Source organism: Trichococcus palustris, assembly GCF_900114465.1.
Lineage (GTDB): Bacteria > Bacillota > Bacilli > Lactobacillales > Aerococcaceae > Trichococcus > Trichococcus palustris.
This window is the reverse complement of sequence record NZ_FOTD01000018.1, coordinates 16321-33954: the sequence shown is the minus strand read 5'-3', so window position 1 is coordinate 33954 and position 17634 is coordinate 16321. Positions and strand designations below refer to the sequence as shown.

Sequence of the window (17634 nt, the reverse complement as noted above, 5' to 3'; positions counted from 1 at the left end):
AAAAGAGGAGGGGAAAAATCATGAAAAATTCAGATGGCAAACCAATGGACGGAATAGTGCACGCTTCCCTTTCTTACAAAGGCTTATTATTATAGCAGGGCTTGAACGCTGAACCTTCAGTCGTTTGAGCCCTGCTTGGCATTGACAAATAATGGGGCTGAAGCGACTTTTTTAACAAACTTCGGGATGCATCCATTATTTGTGGATGCATTTTTTTTCGAAAAACTATCTTATGACTTTTTAATCAAAAAAAAAAACATCTATCGAAGCGGAGGAAATTATCATGATAGACAAAAATTATATTCAATTTTTTGACACGACTCTACGGGACGGAGAACAAACACCAGGGGTCAACTTCAACACGAAGGAAAAAGTTCAAATCGCATTGCAAATGGAAAAATGGGGGATTGATGCAATCGAAGCAGGTTTTCCGATTTCTTCCTCCGGAGACTTCGAAGCGGTTCAAGCGATAGCCAAAGCCGTCAAAAATATGACCGTTGTCGGCCTTGCCCGTTGCAGCGAAAAAGATATCGATGCAGCCTATGATGCGCTGAAGGATGCGGTGGATCCACAAATCCATATCTTCCTTGCAACCAGCCCCATCCACATGGAATATAAATTGAAGATGACCAAAGAAGAAGTATTGGCCTCGGTTGCACACCATGTAGCCTATGCGAAACAAAAATTTGAAAAAGTGCAATTCTCGCCTGAAGATGCGACGCGGAGTGATTGGGATTTCTTGGTGGAAGTCGTGAATATCGCCATCGCGAACGGTGCGACGGTCATCAATGTACCGGATACGGTAGGCTACTCCAATCCGACTGAATACGGCAACCTATTCAAATATCTGAAGCAAAATGTACCGCATTTCGATGATGCCATCTTCTCTTCACACTGCCACGATGACTTGGGGATGGCTACGGCAAATGCGTTGGCGGCAGTCGAAAACGGTGCGCGCCGCGTTGAAGGAACCATCAACGGCATCGGGGAACGCGCCGGCAATACAGCCCTTGAAGAAGTGGCAGTTGCTTTCCATATCCGCAAAGACTTCTATCAAAAAGAAACCGGCATCGTCTTGAAGGAAACGAAACGCACCAGCGATTTGGTAAGCCGCCTATCGGGCATGCCGATTCCGCGCAACAAAGCCGTCATCGGTGGCAATGCCTACGCACATGAATCCGGCATCCACCAAGATGGCGTGTTGAAGAATCCGGAAACATACGAAATCATCACTCCGCAGTTGGTAGGGGTGGAACAAAATTCCTTGCCGCTCGGAAAACTTTCCGGCCGTCATGCTTTCGCAGACCGCATCGCACAAATGGGCTATGACGTCACCGATCCGGCAGAGATTAAAGTCCTTTTCGCACGATTCAAAGATCTGGCCGACAAGAAGAAGAACGTGACCGAAGAGGATATCCATGCCTTGATGGTAGGGAAATCCATCGAAGACGAATCGGCCTATGAACTGAAACGCCTGCAAGTCCAATTCGTGAAGGATGGCGTCCAGGCAGCCATCGTCGGCATCCAAGACAAAGGCAACAAAGAGGCGAAGATGGAAGACTCCGCAACCGGATCAGGCAGCATCGAAGCCATCTATAATACCATCAACCGCATCATGCAACAAGAAATCATCCTGAAGGAATACAACATCGAAGCCATCACCGGCGGGAAAGATGCGCAAGCGGAAGTGCATGTCGTCGTCGAGGATGAAGAAGGCAAGAGCCACAACGGAACCGGCATCGACTTCGACGTATTGACGGCATCGGCGAAAGCCTATATCCAAGCAAGCGGCAAAGCAAAAAATAAACAGACAGAAGAAAAAGTATCGGCACATTTCTAATAAGGGGGAATAGGGAACATGAATTATACAATTGCAGCATTACCGGGAGACGGCATTGGCCCAGAGATTATGGAAAGCGGATTGTCATTACTGGAAACGATCGGCAAAAAATTTAAACATGACTTTAACGTGACGGTTTATCCTTTCGGGGGTGCCGGCATCGATGAAACAGGGGATCCGATTCCGCCTCAAACCATCAAGGGTTGCCAAGAAGCGGATGCGATCCTGCTTGCAGCAATCGGTGGACCGAAATGGGAGAAAGCTGAAAAAACGCCTGAAGATGGCTTACTGCAATTGCGTAAAACATTGGGACTCTTCTCCAACATCCGCCCGATTGCGGTAAGCGACAGCATCGCGCATCTATCGCCATTGAAGACGGAGCGCGTCAAGGGAACCGACTTTGTCGTCGTTCGCGAGCTGACGGGCGGCCTATACTTCGGCCAACCAAAAATGTGGAATGACGAAGAAGCGACCGACACGCTCTACTACAAAAAAAGCGAAATCGAGCAAATCGTCCGCCAAGCCTTCGACATTGCGATGACCCGCAAAAAGAAATTGACTTCCGTGGATAAAGCCAATGTGCTGGCAAGCAGCAAACTATGGCGCAAGACGGTCAATGAAATCGCGACCGAATATCCGGAAGTTACGGTTGAACACCTTTATGTGGATGCAGCATCCATGAAGATCATCCAACATCCGACGGCATTCGACGTCATCGTGACGGAAAACATGTTCGGCGACATCCTGAGCGATGAAGCCTCCGTCATCACCGGGTCGCTGGGGATGTTGCCTTCCGGAAGCCACAGCAAAAAAGGGCCATCCTTGTACGAACCGATCCACGGCTCAGCGCCGGATATCGCCGGCCAAAACATCGCGAATCCGATGTCGATGATCTTGTCGGTCGTCATGATGCTCCGCCAAAGCTTCCATCTGTATGAAGAAGCGGACGCCCTTGAAAAAGCGGCAAACGATGCGATGGATGCCGGCTTCCTGACCGCTGATTTAGGCGGCGATACAAAAACGACAGAATTCACTGCAGCAGTTCAAGCAAACCTAGCTGAATAGAAAGGAGAAACACACAATGAGCAAAACACTATTTGATAAACTTTGGGACCGACACGTCATTGCAGGCCCAACGGGGGAACCGCAATTGTTATATGTAGATTTGCATTTGATTCATGAAGTGACTTCTCCGCAAGGATTTGACGGTTTGCGCGAAACACACCGTCAAGTGCGCCGCCCGGACAAGACAATCGCAACACTGGACCACAATGTTCCGACCGAAGACATCTACAACATCAAGGATTTGATTTCGAAGAAACAAATTGAAACGCTGCAAAAAAACTGCAAGGAGTTCAACATCCCCTTGATGGACATCGGCACAGCCAACCAAGGGATCGTCCATATGGTCGGCCCTGAATTGGGTGCGACACAACCCGGGAAAATTGTCGTCTGCGGCGATTCCCATACCGCAACGCACGGCGCATTCGGCGCGTTGGCATTCGGAATCGGCAGTTCGGAAGTGGAACATGTCTTTGCGACGCAATCGATTTGGCAAAAGAAACCGAAATCGATGGGCGTAAAAATAACCGGCAAATTGTCGCCGGGGGTCTATGCAAAAGACGTCATCCTGCATCTGATCGCCACTTACGGCACTGCCTTCGGTAGCGGCTACGCCATCGAGTTCTTCGGCGAGACGGTCGAAAACCTGAAGATGGAAGAACGGATGACCATCTGCAACATGTCCATCGAATTCGGTGCGAAAATCGGCATGATGGCACCTGACCAAACAACCTACGACTACCTTAGCGGACGACCTTATGCACCGAAAAATATGGAAAAAGCCATCGCCGATTGGGATACACTGAAGAGCGATGCTGGTGCAACCTATGATGAAGAGATTGCAATCGATGTAACGGATCTTGGACCGTATGTCACTTGGGGAACAAATCCTGGAATGGGTGTGCCATTCGGCGAAAAATTCCCTGAAATAGCCGATAAAAACGATGAACGTGCTTACAACTATATGGATTTGACTCCTGGCCAAACGGCGGAAGACATCCCATTGGGCTTTGTATTCATCGGATCTTGTACAAATGCGCGCTTGTCCGACTTGGTGGAAGCCGCAAAATATGTGGATGGCGGAAAAGTGCCATCCCATATCCGCGCCATGGTCGTACCGGGCAGCCGTGCCGTCCGCAATGCCGCAACGGAATTGGGCCTCGACAAAATCTTCATCGATGCCGGGTTCGAATGGCGTGAGCCAGGCTGTTCCGCATGTCTGGGAATGAACCCCGATAAAGTGCCGGCTGGTGTGCACTGTGCCTCTACCTCCAACCGCAACTTCGAAGGACGTCAAGGGAAAGGTTCCAGAACCCACCTTGTCAGCCCTGCGATGGCGGCGGCAGCGGCAGTGAACGGAAAATTTGTGGATATCAGAAAGGAAGCTGTGACATATGGAGCCAATTAAAGTGCATAAGGGAAAAACAGTCGCTTTGATGAACAACAACATCGATACCGACCAAATCATCCCGAAGGTATTCCTGAAAAGGATCGAAAAAACCGGTTTTGGAGCGTTCGTGTTCGATGAATGGCGTTTCCTGAAAAATGGGGATCCAAATCCCGATTTCCCTTTGAACGATGCGGATCGCCAAGAAGCGACCATCCTGATAACCGGAGATAACTTCGGCTGCGGTTCATCCCGCGAACATGCGGCGTGGGCGTTGAAGGATTACCGTTTCCGCGTCATCATCGCCGGAAGCTACAGCGACATCTTCTATATGAATTCATTGAAAAACGGCTTGCTTTTGATTGAATTGCCGCAGGACCAGCGCGATGCATTGGCGCAGCTGTCTGCTGATGAAACGATCGAAATCGATCTTCCGAACCAAGTCGTTAGGACCCAAGCTGCGGAATATCCGTTCGACATCGACCCGACCTGGAAACACAAATTGGAAAACGGCATCGATGACATCACCGAAACAATGGGCTACAAAGATGAAATCGACGCCTATGAAGCGAAATGGGATAACATCTACGCGTAGCGTAAAGGTCTCATCAAATTCGTTAATAAGGGGATGCCTATTTTGTTCAAATGGTTGAAAAAAATCTGGTTATCTTTTTGGAAAGCACCGGTCTCCTGCAATGCCCGGAACAAAAAAAAGAAATAAATATAGAAGAAGCGAGCATATCCGTCTCCAATAGGGGAGGGGGATTGCTCGCTTCTTTTCCGTTTTCGCGGTAACATGAAAGTGCACAGCAGAGGTGATGGATTCGAGATGTTCACAATCTGGACAAGTAAGTAATCGGGTCCCAAACAGCCGTAGCGGCGTTCGTTTTGGGGCAACGACCCGAGCCGTAGCGCTTTTTGGCACTCCCGTTCGGTGTTTGCGATATGTTGTCGTTGTATTTGAAATAATATAATCTTAAGGCACTTTATGTTATAATGTTTTGACCTGTCTTGAAAACATTCGTACGCGCAAGAAGCACCTGAATGGCTAAGGCAGATGCAGTAATTATATTTCCCTACAGGAGGAATGGATAAGATGAGTAGAGCGTTAATTATTGGTGCCGGTGGGGTATCCAACGTGGTCTGTCACAAGTGTGCTCAGAATTCTGAAGTATTCGAAGAGTTCATGATTGCCAGCCGCACAAAATCGAAATGCGATGAAATCAAAGATCGGATTGAAAGTGGGATCTATGCTGGTCGTTCAAAAATTACGACTGCCCAAGTGGACGCGAACAATGTACCCGAATTGGTTGCTTTGATCAATGAATATAAACCAGATATCGTGATTAATGTGGCTTTGCCATACCAAGACTTGACCATTATGGATGCCTGTCTTGAAACAAAAACGGACTATGTCGATACAGCGAATTACGAGCCGGAAGATACGGCGAAATTTGAATATAAATGGCAATGGGATTACCGCGAACGCTTTGAAAAAGCCGGCATCACGGCTTTGTTGGGCTCCGGTTTTGACCCAGGCGTGACAAGCGTGTTTGCAGCCTATGCCCAAAAACATCATTTCGATGAAATCCAAACCATCGATATCTTGGATTGCAACGGCGGCGACCACGGTTACCCATTCGCGACGAACTTCAATCCGGAAATCAATATCCGCGAAGTGACTGCTAACGGCAGCTATTGGGAAGACGGCAAATGGATCGAAACCGAACCGATGGAAATCAAACGCGAGTATACCTTCGACCAAGTGGGCAAAAAAGACATGTATCTTTTGCACCATGAGGAAATCGAGTCATTGGCCTTGAACATAAAAGGGATCAAACGCATCCGTTTCTTCATGACTTTCGGCGAAAGCTACCTGACTCACTTGAAGGTTTTGGAAAATGTCGGCATGACTTCGATCAAACCGATCGATTTCGAAGGCAAACAAATCGTGCCGCTACAATTCCTGAAAGCCGTATTGCCTGATCCGGGCTCATTGGGATCGCGCACAAAAGGGAAAACAAACATCGGCAACATCTTCACAGGGATCAAAGACGGCAAAGAAAAGACTTACTACATCTATAACGTCTGCGACCATGAAGCATGCTACAAAGAAGTCGGCTCCCAAGCCGTTTCCTACACAACCGGCGTTCCAGCCATGATCGGGGCAGCGATGGTCTTGACCGGACAATGGAAGAAACCAGGCGTCTATAACATCGAAGAATTCAATCCGGATCCATTCATGGAAGCATTGAACGTATATGGCTTGCCTTGGCAAGAAGACTTCAATCCTACCTTGGTAGACTAGGAGGAACGCATGGAAACAAAAATTGACTTTGAGGCGTTGCCGACACCGAGCTACGTGGTGGATGAAACCTTATTGCGGCACAACCTGGAAATTCTGAAAGCGGTGAAGGACCAGACGGGCTGCAAAATTTTGCTGGCACAAAAGGCTTTCTCCATGTACCATTTCTATCCGTTGATCGCCGAATATCTTGACGGTACAACGGCAAGTTCCGTCCACGAAGCCAGATTGGGCTTTGAAGAGTTTGGTAAAGAGACGCATGTCTTCGCGCCGGCCTTCAAGAAAGAGGAAATGGAAGCATTGATTCCGATTGTGGATCATATCGTCTTCAATTCCCCCAATCAAGTGAACCTGTATGCCGAAGCGGTGAAAAACAGCGGGCGTCCGATCCACATCGGTCTGCGCGTCAATCCGGAACTGTCGACACAAGATCATGCTTTGTATGATCCGGCCAGTCCATTTTCCCGCTTGGGCACGACGGAAGCCAATTTCGATGCCAGCCAAGTAGGCATTCTGGACGGCCTGCATTTCCATACGCTTTGCGAACAGGATTCCGATGCCTTGGAAGCGACTTTAGAAGTCTTCGAAGAGAAGTTTGGCAAATATTTGTATGACATGAAGTGGGTAAACTTCGGCGGAGGACACCATATCACCCGCGAAGGCTACGACATCGCCAAATTGGTGAAATGCGTCAACCACATCAAGGGGAAATACGATGTGCAGGTTTATCTGGAGCCCGGCGAAGCGGTTGCTTTGAATGCGGGATTCCTTGTGGCCAGCGTATTGGAGACAAACTTCAACCAAATGAATCTGGCGATTCTGGACACTTCCGCGACTTGTCATATGCCCGATGTTCTGGAGATGCCGTATCGGCCTTTCATCATCGGATCGGGCGAAGCGGGCGAGAAAGTCCATACCTATCGTCTGGGCGGCCAGACTTGCCTTGCCGGCGACGTGATCGGCGATTATTCGTTCGATGAACCGCTGCAGGCGGGCGACAGATTGATCTTCACGGATATGGCAATCTATTCGATGGTTAAGAATACGACCTTCAATGGCATCCAACTGCCTGCCATCGCGGCGCATACGGTCAAAGAAGGCACGAAAGTCATCAAGACATTCGGCTATGAGGTCTTCAAGTCCCGGTTATAGAAGCAAACCAATCATTTAATGCCGCCACATGAGGTGTCTCATCTCCTGTGGCGGCATTTTTTTGGCATGTTCCAACTTCAGCCGGGATAAAGCAACTTCTACAGCCGAGGATGCATCCAATGCGGGTGCGGAAAGCCTGTCAGAAGCGACTGCCATTACGGATCAGCGAACTCTTCAAACCGCTGGGCTGAACAGCGAAATTTCTTCCGTGGCGCGTAACCATAAAGGGATAAATCGGCTGGTCATCCTTGCCGGAATACTGGCTATTTCTTTTAGCGTCGTTCTTTTCTAAAGAAATAAACGCAAGCAATCGTATTAAATGCTCCACCAATTGCTGTCTTTTGCTAAAGACGGTAATTGGTGGTAAGATGAAATGAGAACGTTAACAGATTTTTTTTGATTGGTGAGAGGGGTAGCATAATGGAGAAGCTTGTCCAGGAACTGGTTGATGCCGCTAAACTTGCATTTGATGCAAATGATTTTGAACTTGCAGAAAAAAAATATGTGGATGCGTTGTATCTGATGGACAATCCCGAAGCGGAAGAATATCAGACCATCGTATCTGAACTAGAGAAATGTTACACGGTACAAGAAAACTATGATGGAGCAAAAGAATGCTTGGAAGAGCTCTATTGGCATGCGAGAAAAGATAAAAATTTGAAAAAAGAAGCGGAATATCTTCATAAATTGGCTGTGAATGCCCGCCAGACGGAAGAATATGATTTAGCCGCCATCATGTGTGAAGAAGAGTTGGCCTTCCGCATGACGCATTTTCCGGATGATTATATCGGATTGGCGGAAACCTATCATGAGGCCGCCATGTTGTCTTTATTGCAAAGGAATCCGATCAAAGGCAAAGTGTACATCGATAAAGCGAAACACTACGCTGAAAAATCGGGAGACAGCATCGTTATAGCGGGCGTATTGCGCGGCTTAGGCGACTATCATTTCACCATCAATGAATTGGAAAAAGCGCGCGGACTGTACCTGGATAGCCATTATCTCTATAAATTGCATAGGAATCATGAAGCGGCCGATGAATTGCTGAAGCGGATTCGGTGTTTGGATGACAGGGGACAGCACAAAAATAATGAGCAGAAAAAATAGGCACCCCCAAAAGAGAGTGCCTATTTTTTCTTTCAATCTTTTCATTAAAGAACGGACAAGATGTCCTGAGGTTTTTTGAAGATATGATCGGCGTCGAAGCCTTCGCTGGTGTGGGAACCCCATTCGGCGAGGCCGAAGGCAACATCCGCATTGCGGGCGCACAAATTATCGAAGATGGAATCGCCGATGTAGATGGCTTGCTCTGCCGGTACATCCAGGCGATTCAGACATTCCGTCAAAGGCTCGCCTGAGGGTTTATGCTCTTTCGTATCGCTGGATGTGATGATTTCGTCGAACAAATGAGTCAGTCCGAAAGGCGTAAAGCTCCTGTCAAAACTTTCGCGGGTCTTTGATGTGACGATGCCTAGGCGATGGTGGTTATCTTTCAGGTGTTGCAATGTTGCTTTCATCCCATCGAAAATGGCTACCGTATCTATATGTTCCCGAGAGATGGCGCTCCATTTCGGATGAAGGTCGGTTGCCTCTTCATGCGTGAATCCCAATGCAATCAAGCCTTTTATGCCCGGAATGCCGAATACTTTGAGCATATCTTCCTTTGTTGCCCGTCGTCCCGCATGCTTGATTAAAATTTTGTCCAAGCCGATAAAGATGGATTGTTCCGTATCGATGATGGTACCGTCGATATCAAAGATAAATGTTTGGATCATTGCCAATCACTCCCTTAAAATAGTCCCGTTCATTATAGCACAACTGTTTTGGATTGCTACACTGGATGGAAAATCCCCATTAAAGTTAAAAATAATGGTAAATTATTGAATAGTATGTTGCATTAGGACTTTTTGGATGTATACTAAAGTTCAGTGAAAATGAATTTCAAATGAAATTGAGTGGGGATAAGACCGACTTTTTTATAGCGTAAGGGGATTACAATGATGTCATTAAATGAAAAAGAATCTAAAATATTGAGTTACATCAAGGAAAATCCGTTTATTTCCCAACAGGATTTGGCGGAAAAAATTGGATTGTCCCGACCGGCTGTTGCAAATATCATTTCCAGCTTAGTGAAACGCGGCTATTTGTTGGGCAAAGCGTATGTCATCAACGATACGCGTCCCATCGTCTGCATCGGCGCAGCGTGCATAGACAGACGGTATTTTGTTGAAGAAGATTTAATCCATGGACAATCGAATAATGTGACCTCGCAAACATCCATCGGCGGAGTGGCGTTGAGCGTTGCCGAAAATTTGGGGAGGTTGCAAGAAGAAGTGGTCCTCCTGTCTTTGGCGGGCAATGATGCGGAATGGCAAACCATCGAACAAGCGATGCGGCCCTTCATGAAAATAAACGAAGTGGAAGCCGTCAACGGTTTGGCGACCGGAACATTCATGGAAGTCATCGACCACAACGGAAAAATGCTGATTGGATTAGCCGAAATGGATATCTATGACTATATGCAACCGGAATGGATCATGAAGCATATCGCCACCTTGAAGAGGGCGAATGCCATCGTGAGCGATTCAAATTGCCCGAAAGAAAGCATGGAACATCTGTTGGAGATAGGCATGAAATACAATATCCCCATCGTGTTGATCACGGCATCTGTTTTGAAACTGCACACGATTCCTGAGAATTTGAAGGGATTGAAACTGCTGATCACAAAAAAGGATGAAACGGAAAAATATTTCGATATGGAGATCGATAGCCCTGCTTCCCTACGGATTGCACTGCAGAAGTGGCTGGATAAAGGTGTGCAGCATGTGATTATGACGAAGGATAGCCACTCTGTCGCATATGCGAGCGAAAAACACGGCATGCGGGTCTTTGATTTGAAAAACAAAGGCGCGGATACGTACATTTGGGGTACCAACGAGGCGCTTTGTGCCGGCATCGTGTTCTCCTATTTGAAAAAGGACACCTTACCGGAAATTATCCAGACGGGCTTGGTCAACGCAATCATGTCTGCGAAGTCCGCCTATAAAGTCCGCCCGAACCTGTCGCAGGCGACATTGCGGAAAGATATCAAGGAAATCGGCACGTTAGAAAGCGTTGAAATTTAATTTGATGCAGAATTTTGAGGGATGCTATGGCGTTCCTCTTTTTTTCGTGTCATTATAATTTATATAAATTAATTATAATGATAGTAACAAATCTTTTGTTTATTTAGATAATATAGTAAAATAAAGGGAAGGAAAGCGTTTTCTGGTTGATTATCCCGAAGGAGTGGGTATGGATATGAGTGAGTACAAAAGTATTTTAGTTCCAGTTGATGGATCGGAAACTTCGATTTCAGCTTTCAAACAAGGGGTACATATCGCCGAACGCAACAAGGCTGATTTGTATCTTGTTGCGATATTGGATAAAATGGATAATGCTGAGGAAGCAGCCCAACTGCAAAAAGATAAGGATTCTTTATTTGATGAACTGGACAGGTATGCGAGAGCGCACGGAGTGGCGGTGCATAAAGATATGCGTACCGGCGATCCTAAGGAACTGATCTCAAAAGATCTGTTGGAAGAATGGAATATTGACCTGATCGTTATGGGTGCAACTGGAAAGGGCGCCATCGCTAAATTGGTTGTCGGCTCTGTCACCAACCATGTCATTCGCAATGCGCCTTGTGATTTATTGATAGTAAGAAAAAGTCAACAAACCGATTTTTAAGAACAAAGTCAGGAAACGCAAAAAAGTCTAGTTACCCATCCGGTATCTAGACTTTTCCTTTTTACATCACGATTTTCGCTTCGCTTCCTTCAGCGGAGCGGGTGACTTCGATGTGGACCGGTATCCTCGTCTTCAATTCATCCACATGCGAGATGATTCCGACCAATCTGCCGCGGCTGTTCAGTTCGAAGAGGGCCTCGATGGCCGCATCCAAAGATTCCGAATCCAGCGTTCCGAACCCTTCGTCGATGAAGAGCGTATCGATGTGGATGCCGCCGCTGCGGCTCTGCATGACATCGCTCAGCCCCAGCGCCAGAGAAAGCGAAGCCTTGAAGCTTTCTCCGCCGGACAGTGTTTTGACGCTGCGGGTCTGTCCGGTGTATTGGTCAAGGACATCCAGGTCCAAACCTTTGGCTCCGGCGCCTTTTCCTTTGTCTTCTTTGCGGCTCAACAGGTAGCGGTTATTGGTCATCTGTTGGAAACGGTGATTGGCGGCTTCGATGATATCGGAGTAGTAGATCGCCAACACGTAGCGTTCAAAGGATACATAGTCCGTTTCTTTCGAACCATTGGCGATTTCGGACAAGGTCTTGTACTGTTTGAAGGAAGTCAGGATCTTTTGTTGCTTTTTGAAGATTGCGGCAATCCGTTCCGACGCAGTGTTTAACTGGTGCAGGACACTTGCAAGCTCTTCCTTTTCCTTGTCCATCGTGCGGATTTCATCGTCCAGTGCTGTTTTCTGTTCCGCGAAGGAATCCGCCGTGCTGGCGGGGTCCAATCCTTGTGCGGATGCCTGCAGTTTTTCCGAACGGTCTTGGTTGATGGCCATGTGGCTTTCGTATTGTTCAATCGCCTCTTTGTTTTTTTGGACACGTTCCGTGCTCAGGATCAAGCCGTCAAACGGTTCGGTCAAATTGGTGGCCGCAAGGACTTCTTCGAAGGCCGTTTTTGCGGTTTTTACGCGTTCAGCCGCTTCCGCTGCCTGTGTGGCATAGGCGATTGCGTTTGCCTTGCATACCGCAATCTGTTGCGAAACTTCATTGATTTCCGTCTGCATAGCCGCATGTTGCCGGGTAACGGATTCGATCTGTTCGGTCTGCTGCTTGCGTTTATCCTGGACCGTCTGCAGATCTGTCTCCGAAAGCTTCGTTTCGGTTTGGACGATGTCTTCGCTTAGTTCCGCTAGGCGTTCCCGGTTGAATGCTATGGCGGACAGCGATTTCTGGATGGTTGTGTCCGTCTCTTTGCTCTTCGCTTCAGCTATCTGCAGTTGCCTTTGCAGTAGATCTTGCTGGGCCAGCAAGGCTTTGACGGCTTCGATTTCAGCCAATAGCGTTTTTTCTGCGCGTGCCTGATCGTTCATCCGGATTTCCAGTGAAGCTGCAAAAGTTTCGTATTGATCGGTTGCGATGCCCAGTTCGTCATGCAGTGCCTGTAATTGTTCCTGGAGACTCTGCAAGGAAGCTGCAAGCGTTTGGTAAGATGCGTACTCCTTATTGCGTGCCTCTCCCAAAACTTCCAACTCATCCACAGACAAGGTAGCTGACGCTTTTTGGGCCAGGACAGGGTGATGGCGGGAGCCGCAAACCGGGCAGGCTTCATCATCGGCAAGATTTTCTGCGAGTATGCCCGCGAGATTTTGGTTGTAATGGCTTGTTTCGTTGCGGAGTTCTTCGTCTTTCGCCAAGAAAAGCTGATACTGTTCCTGCATGGCTCTTGTTTCCCGTATTTGTCGGGTCAGCAGAGCAGCAATCTGTTTGGTTTTGCCTTTTTGATTTTCTGATTGAGCCATTGTCGTCCGGATACCGCCAAGTGTTTCTTGGAGCTGGACGGCTTCTTTCTGGGCAGCCTGGATGGAGGAGAGGCTGTCCGTTAAGCCCTTCATTCCTTCGGAAAGTTCGGCACGTTTTACTTCTCCATCCCGTTTATCCTTTTCGGCTTGGATGATGTTTCCGTTGAAGATGTCCAGCTGCTTTTTTTTGCCGATCAAAGCTTCGATTTCTTTCTCCTGCTCCTTCAATGCATCGACGAGCTCCCGCCAGACGGGTATTTGCTGATAGGTGGTTTCCAGCATTTCGGCTGCTGCCTTCTTATCCGCATAACTCTCTTCCGCCTTTTTGAGCATATTCTCATTTTCAGCGAGCTGCAGGAGTTTGCCTTTTTCATCCGTTTCCTCCGAAACCAGCGCCTTCCTTTTGGCTTCGGCTGCGGCGGCCTGTTCATGGTCCACCAGTTGCTTTTTCATTTCAAGGATGGTTGTCTGCTGCAGAACGAGCTGCGTCTTTTCTGCTTCCAGCTGGTCGATTTCCAGCAGGAGCTTGCGGTTGCCTTCGGCGATCTGGCTTTGTTCGCGCAAGTGGGCCAGCCTTGCTTCGAGCTCTGTCCGTTCCTGTTCTTTTTTCAAAAGGATGACCGCGATGCGTGCCTGCACGGCTTGTGTATCCTCGAGTGCAATCGCCTGCTGCAGTTCCTCGTCCGGTATTCCGGAAACGAAGGTGAAGGCCGTCTTCAAACCGTCCATGGCGGAGTTAGCCTGCCCCTGCAGTTCGCTGGTCTTCTTCTTCAGGTGATCCTGGAAGTTTTTGATGACGGCGGTCCCGAAAATATTGCGGAAGATATTTTGCTTGTCGTCACTGTTCGATTCCAATAATTTCTTGAATTCTCCCTGCGGCAGCATGACGATTTGCTTGAACTGGTCGTACGTCAAGGAGAGCAACTGTTGGATTTCAAGATTGGCATCGCGGACTTTCGTCGTGACCGTGTCATCGTGGTAGTATTCCACGGCCGAAAGGACATTTTTTGGTTTGCCGTTCTTGCCGGGCCCAGTCTGGGCCGGGGTCCGTACGATCCGGTAAGGCTGACCGTTATATTCGAATGTGAAATCCACATAACACATGTCCATGTCGGTGGCGAACTGCGATTTGAAGGTGTCTTTTTCCCGGCTGCTGCCGCTCGAGTCATCATAGAGCGCATAGGCGATGGCATCGAAGATGGTCGTCTTGCCTGCGCCGGTCGGACCGCTGACGAGGAAAAGCGTCTGGTTCTGGAATTGGGTGAAGTCCAGCGACGTTTTCCCTTTGTAGGGGCCGAATGCGTTCATTTCCAGTTTTAATGGTCTCATCTACTCATCCCTTTCTACGGCGGCGAAGGCATCGGAAACGACTTTGAAGGCTTCCTCGTCCAACTCCAGATTGCGGTATTGTTCATAGAAGTCCTTGAAAAGCTCCGGCAATGTCGCTCTCTGCAGATCCTCCTGGTTGTGCTGCAACGAAACGGTTTCCGCTTGGCGTTGCGTCACGTATTCCAGCCCCATCGCCTGGGGATAGCGCAGGCGCAGCTGGTTCATGGCATCCATTACGTATTCCGTATCTTCCAGTTCGAAGAAGAGATAGTCGTCCGATTGGCCCTTCATGCATTCCGCAAAGGTCCCCCTGACTATGCGCATATCCCGCAAGGGCTTGATGTAAAGCGGTTCGATCGCTACGCCGCTCTTGTCGATGGTGACGATCGAAACCTGCTTCTTATGTGCCGTTTCCGACTTGGAATATTTCAGGATGGAGCCGCTGTAACGCACCTTGTCGCTCGAAACTTTCTGCGCTTTGTGCAGATGCCCCAAGGCGACATAGTCGAAATCATCGAATAGGTGCACGTTGACATATTCGGCTGTCCCGATGCTGAGCGGGCGTTCGGAGTCGGAGGTTTCACTGGTGTCCTGTGCATAGTCGATGATGTAGCCGTGTGCGATCAGGATGTTCACTTCGTCCGGATCCATCGTCGCTTTTATCGCTTCGATCTGCATGCGCGTAGCGTCCTCGATGTTTTTGATGCTGTCATCCTGCAGCAGTTCCCGGATGAAGACATGGTCGGCGAAGGGAAGTAGATAGAAGTTCGTGCCGTTCAGGGAGATTTTCCTGGTCTCCTTTTTGACGGTCCCTTCGATATACAGTTGGCTGTCGGCCAATAGAAGGGAACCGTATTCCACCCGTTCATTGCTGTCGTGATTGCCGGCGATGACGAAGACCGGCACCTGCAGTTCTTTTATCATCCGCGTCAAAATCGTGTTCGCCAATGCGACGGCTTCTTTCGGAGGCAGCGAACGGTCGTAGAGGTCACCGGCCATGATGATGGCGTCGATTTCTTTTGTTTTTAGTGTTTCGATCAGTGCATTTAAATAATAGCTTTGGCCTTCAAGCATGGAAAAATCATTGACCATTTTTCCCAAATGCCAATCGGCGGTATGCAGAATCCGCATGGATGGAGTCCCCCTCTTTCAGTCTATTGATTACTATACGCGAGCGTGCGCTTTTTCTTTGTTCTATCTTTATATTCAATTCATTTCCCATTATAACAAATATTTTCAGCTACGCGCATGTGTTCCTGACTGGCGCAGAAAAGAATCGCCGAATATCGGAAATGGCAGGGGTAATTGTTAGTTCCTACGCCGGTTTTGGGCTATATTATAGGTATGAGAAAATAGGGAAAGAAAATTTCATTCGGAAATGAGGAGGAAATAACATGGATTTGGGATTGGAAAATAAAGTCGCTTTGGTGATCGCATCCAGCCAAGGTTTGGGCAAAGCGGTTGCGAAGGAACTCGTCAAAGAGGGCGCACAGGTCATGCTGACGAGCAGAAGCGAGGACAAGTTGGCGGAAGTGAAGGAAGAATTAGAAACATTGCATGCAGGGAGAGTAGCCTATTTTCCGTGTGACATCACAAATGCGGAAGACATCAAAAAGCTGGTTGAACGGACGCATGCCGTCTTCGGCCAGATCGATATCTTGGTGAACAATGCAGGAGGACCGCCGACCGGGAAATTCGACAGTTTTTCCGATGAAGCATGGCAAAGGTCATTTGAATTGAATCTGTTGAGCTATATCCGCGTCATCCGCGAGGTGTTGCCGGACCTCCGGAAAGAAGGCGGACGGATCGTGAATATCGCATCCATTTCGGTGAAGACGCCGCTGCCTGATCTCATTCTTTCCAATACGTTCCGCAATGGCATCGTCGGGATGAGCAAGACGTTGGCCGAGGAATTGGCAGCGGATAATATTTTGGTGAACGTCGTCGCTCCTGGTCAGATTGCGACGGACCGCATCAAATTCCTGAATGAATCCAGGGCCAAAAACCAAAACCGGCCGCTCGAGGAAGTCGATGCGGAAGCAATCGCTAAGATTCCCTTGGGCCGCTATGGCACTCCGGAGGAATTTGCGAAAGCAGTCGCCTTCCTGTTGTCGAATGCGAACACCTACATCACAGGCAGCACGATTTATGTCGACGGAGGACTGGTCAAAGCCACCTAAAAAACAGGAATTGTCCACTTTGGAACGGGAGCTGAGAATATGGGACAAGTAATCATAAACGCTGACGATTTTGGCTTCAGCAGAGGCGTCAACTATGGCATCGTCGACAGCTATGTGGAAGGCATCACCACATCCACTACAATCATGGCGAACGGAGAGGCTTTTGATCATGCGGTGGCTTTGGCCTCGGAATATCCCGAGATGGGGATTGGGGTGCATCTGAACCTGACGAAAGGCGCACCGCTAATCGCAAACGCCGCCACCATAAGCGCGGATGGGAGTTTCCATTTCCGGAAATATGTGAAGGAGCACGTGAAGGAATTCGACCTCAACGAAGTCTATGCTGAATGGGCAGCGCAGATCGAGAAGGTCATCGAGGCTGGCATAAAGCCTACGCATCTGGATTCCCATCACCATGTGCATATGCTGGAACCATTGAATAAAGTGATCCTGTCCTTGGCGCTGCAATATGAGGTGCCGATCCGGGACCACTTCGAAGGGAGCCATGCCGTCAGACATACGGATCAAACGATCGACATGCAGTTTGCGGCGGAAACGGTCCATCAGGAACTGAGCGACGAAGCGCTGAAAAAACTCGATGATCTCCTCATTCTTTTGGCAAAAGCGGATCAATCGGTGGAATTGATCGTACATCCGGGTTATCTGGATGCCACTGTTCTGCGGGAAACCAGCTTGCAGTTGGAGCGGCCCTATATGACGGATTTCCTGATCCATTCCGATTTCGCGCAGCGCGTGAAGGAATACGATAATATCGAATTGATTCATTTTGGCGATCTGGAAGAATAATCTGGGAAGCAGGTCAATCCATAAAAAGGCAAATCAGCGTTTTGATTTGCC

General features: G+C 48.4%; 15 protein-coding genes. 12 read left to right on the top strand and 3 right to left on the bottom strand.

Features of this window, described 5'->3' with window-relative positions; all coding sequences use genetic code 11:
* Nucleotides 1-283: 283 nt before the first annotated feature.
* The 8 genes from BM101_RS11110 to BM101_RS11075 all read left to right on the top strand — a co-directional run bounded on the left by BM101_RS11110 (nucleotide 284) and on the right by BM101_RS11075 (nucleotide 8853).
* Nucleotides 284-1840, top strand: a complete 1557-nt coding sequence (locus BM101_RS11110; protein WP_087029636.1) for a 2-isopropylmalate synthase — start codon at nucleotides 284-286, stop codon at nucleotides 1838-1840.
* A gap of 18 nt (nucleotides 1841-1858) precedes the next feature.
* Nucleotides 1859-2905, top strand: coding sequence for a 3-isopropylmalate dehydrogenase (gene leuB, locus BM101_RS11105; protein ID WP_087029638.1), 1047 nt, complete (start codon nucleotides 1859-1861; stop codon nucleotides 2903-2905).
* Between the two features lie 16 nt (nucleotides 2906-2921).
* Nucleotides 2922-4310 (top strand): 3-isopropylmalate dehydratase large subunit, encoded by a 1389-nt coding sequence (leuC, locus tag BM101_RS11100; protein ID WP_087029641.1) that lies wholly within the window; start codon nucleotides 2922-2924, stop codon nucleotides 4308-4310.
* On the top strand, nucleotides 4297-4884 hold the full coding sequence (gene leuD, locus BM101_RS11095; RefSeq protein ID WP_087029644.1) for a 3-isopropylmalate dehydratase small subunit: 588 nt from the start codon (nucleotides 4297-4299) through the stop codon (nucleotides 4882-4884). Before leuC ends, leuD begins: the two co-directional genes overlap by 14 nt.
* 501 nt (nucleotides 4885-5385) lie before the next feature.
* Nucleotides 5386-6597, top strand: a complete 1212-nt coding sequence (locus BM101_RS11090; RefSeq protein ID WP_087029647.1) for a saccharopine dehydrogenase family protein — start codon at nucleotides 5386-5388, stop codon at nucleotides 6595-6597.
* A gap of 21 nt (nucleotides 6598-6618) precedes the next feature.
* Nucleotides 6619-7746, top strand: coding sequence for a carboxynorspermidine decarboxylase (gene nspC, locus BM101_RS11085; protein WP_218149927.1), 1128 nt, complete (start codon nucleotides 6619-6621; stop codon nucleotides 7744-7746).
* A 61-nt stretch (nucleotides 7747-7807) separates the two neighbouring features.
* On the top strand, nucleotides 7808-8038 hold the full coding sequence (locus BM101_RS11080) for a hypothetical protein (RefSeq protein ID WP_087029652.1): 231 nt from the start codon (nucleotides 7808-7810) through the stop codon (nucleotides 8036-8038).
* Between the two features lie 128 nt (nucleotides 8039-8166).
* On the top strand, nucleotides 8167-8853 hold the full coding sequence (locus BM101_RS11075; protein WP_087029655.1) for a hypothetical protein: 687 nt from the start codon (nucleotides 8167-8169) through the stop codon (nucleotides 8851-8853).
* Nucleotides 8854-8897: 44 nt separating this feature from the next.
* On the opposite strand, the gene BM101_RS11070 is transcribed toward BM101_RS11075, so the two are convergent.
* The gene (locus BM101_RS11070; RefSeq protein WP_087029658.1) at nucleotides 8898-9521 is read right to left on the bottom strand and encodes an HAD family hydrolase; all 624 of its coding nucleotides are present in this window, start codon (nucleotides 9519-9521) and stop codon (nucleotides 8898-8900) included.
* A gap of 222 nt (nucleotides 9522-9743) precedes the next feature.
* Here BM101_RS11070 and BM101_RS11065 point away from each other — a divergent pair, with 222 nt between their 5' ends.
* Nucleotides 9744-10871: a carbohydrate kinase gene (locus BM101_RS11065; protein WP_245825542.1), complete on the top strand. Its 1128-nt coding sequence runs from the start codon at nucleotides 9744-9746 to the stop codon at nucleotides 10869-10871.
* Nucleotides 10872-11046: 175 nt separating this feature from the next.
* Nucleotides 11047-11475 (top strand): universal stress protein, encoded by a 429-nt coding sequence (locus BM101_RS11060; protein WP_177194491.1) that lies wholly within the window; start codon nucleotides 11047-11049, stop codon nucleotides 11473-11475.
* 61 nt (nucleotides 11476-11536) lie between these two features.
* On the opposite strand, the gene BM101_RS11055 is transcribed toward BM101_RS11060, so the two are convergent.
* Nucleotides 11537-14596, bottom strand: a complete 3060-nt coding sequence (locus BM101_RS11055; protein ID WP_087029665.1) for an AAA family ATPase — start codon at nucleotides 14594-14596, stop codon at nucleotides 11537-11539.
* A complete protein-coding gene (locus tag BM101_RS11050; RefSeq protein ID WP_087029668.1) occupies nucleotides 14597-15727 on the bottom strand; it encodes an exonuclease SbcCD subunit D in 1131 nt (376 codons plus the stop codon). It lies immediately after the preceding gene.
* A gap of 263 nt (nucleotides 15728-15990) precedes the next feature.
* Between BM101_RS11050 and BM101_RS11045 the strand changes: the two genes are divergently transcribed.
* Together BM101_RS11045 and BM101_RS11040 are read left to right on the top strand one after the other, a co-directional pair.
* Complete coding sequence (locus BM101_RS11045; protein WP_087029670.1) at nucleotides 15991-16776, top strand: SDR family oxidoreductase; 786 nt, start codon at nucleotides 15991-15993, stop codon at nucleotides 16774-16776.
* Nucleotides 16777-16815: 39 nt separating this feature from the next.
* The gene (locus tag BM101_RS11040) at nucleotides 16816-17583 is read left to right on the top strand and encodes a ChbG/HpnK family deacetylase (RefSeq protein ID WP_087029673.1); all 768 of its coding nucleotides are present in this window, start codon (nucleotides 16816-16818) and stop codon (nucleotides 17581-17583) included.
* Nucleotides 17584-17634: the final 51 nt, after the last annotated feature.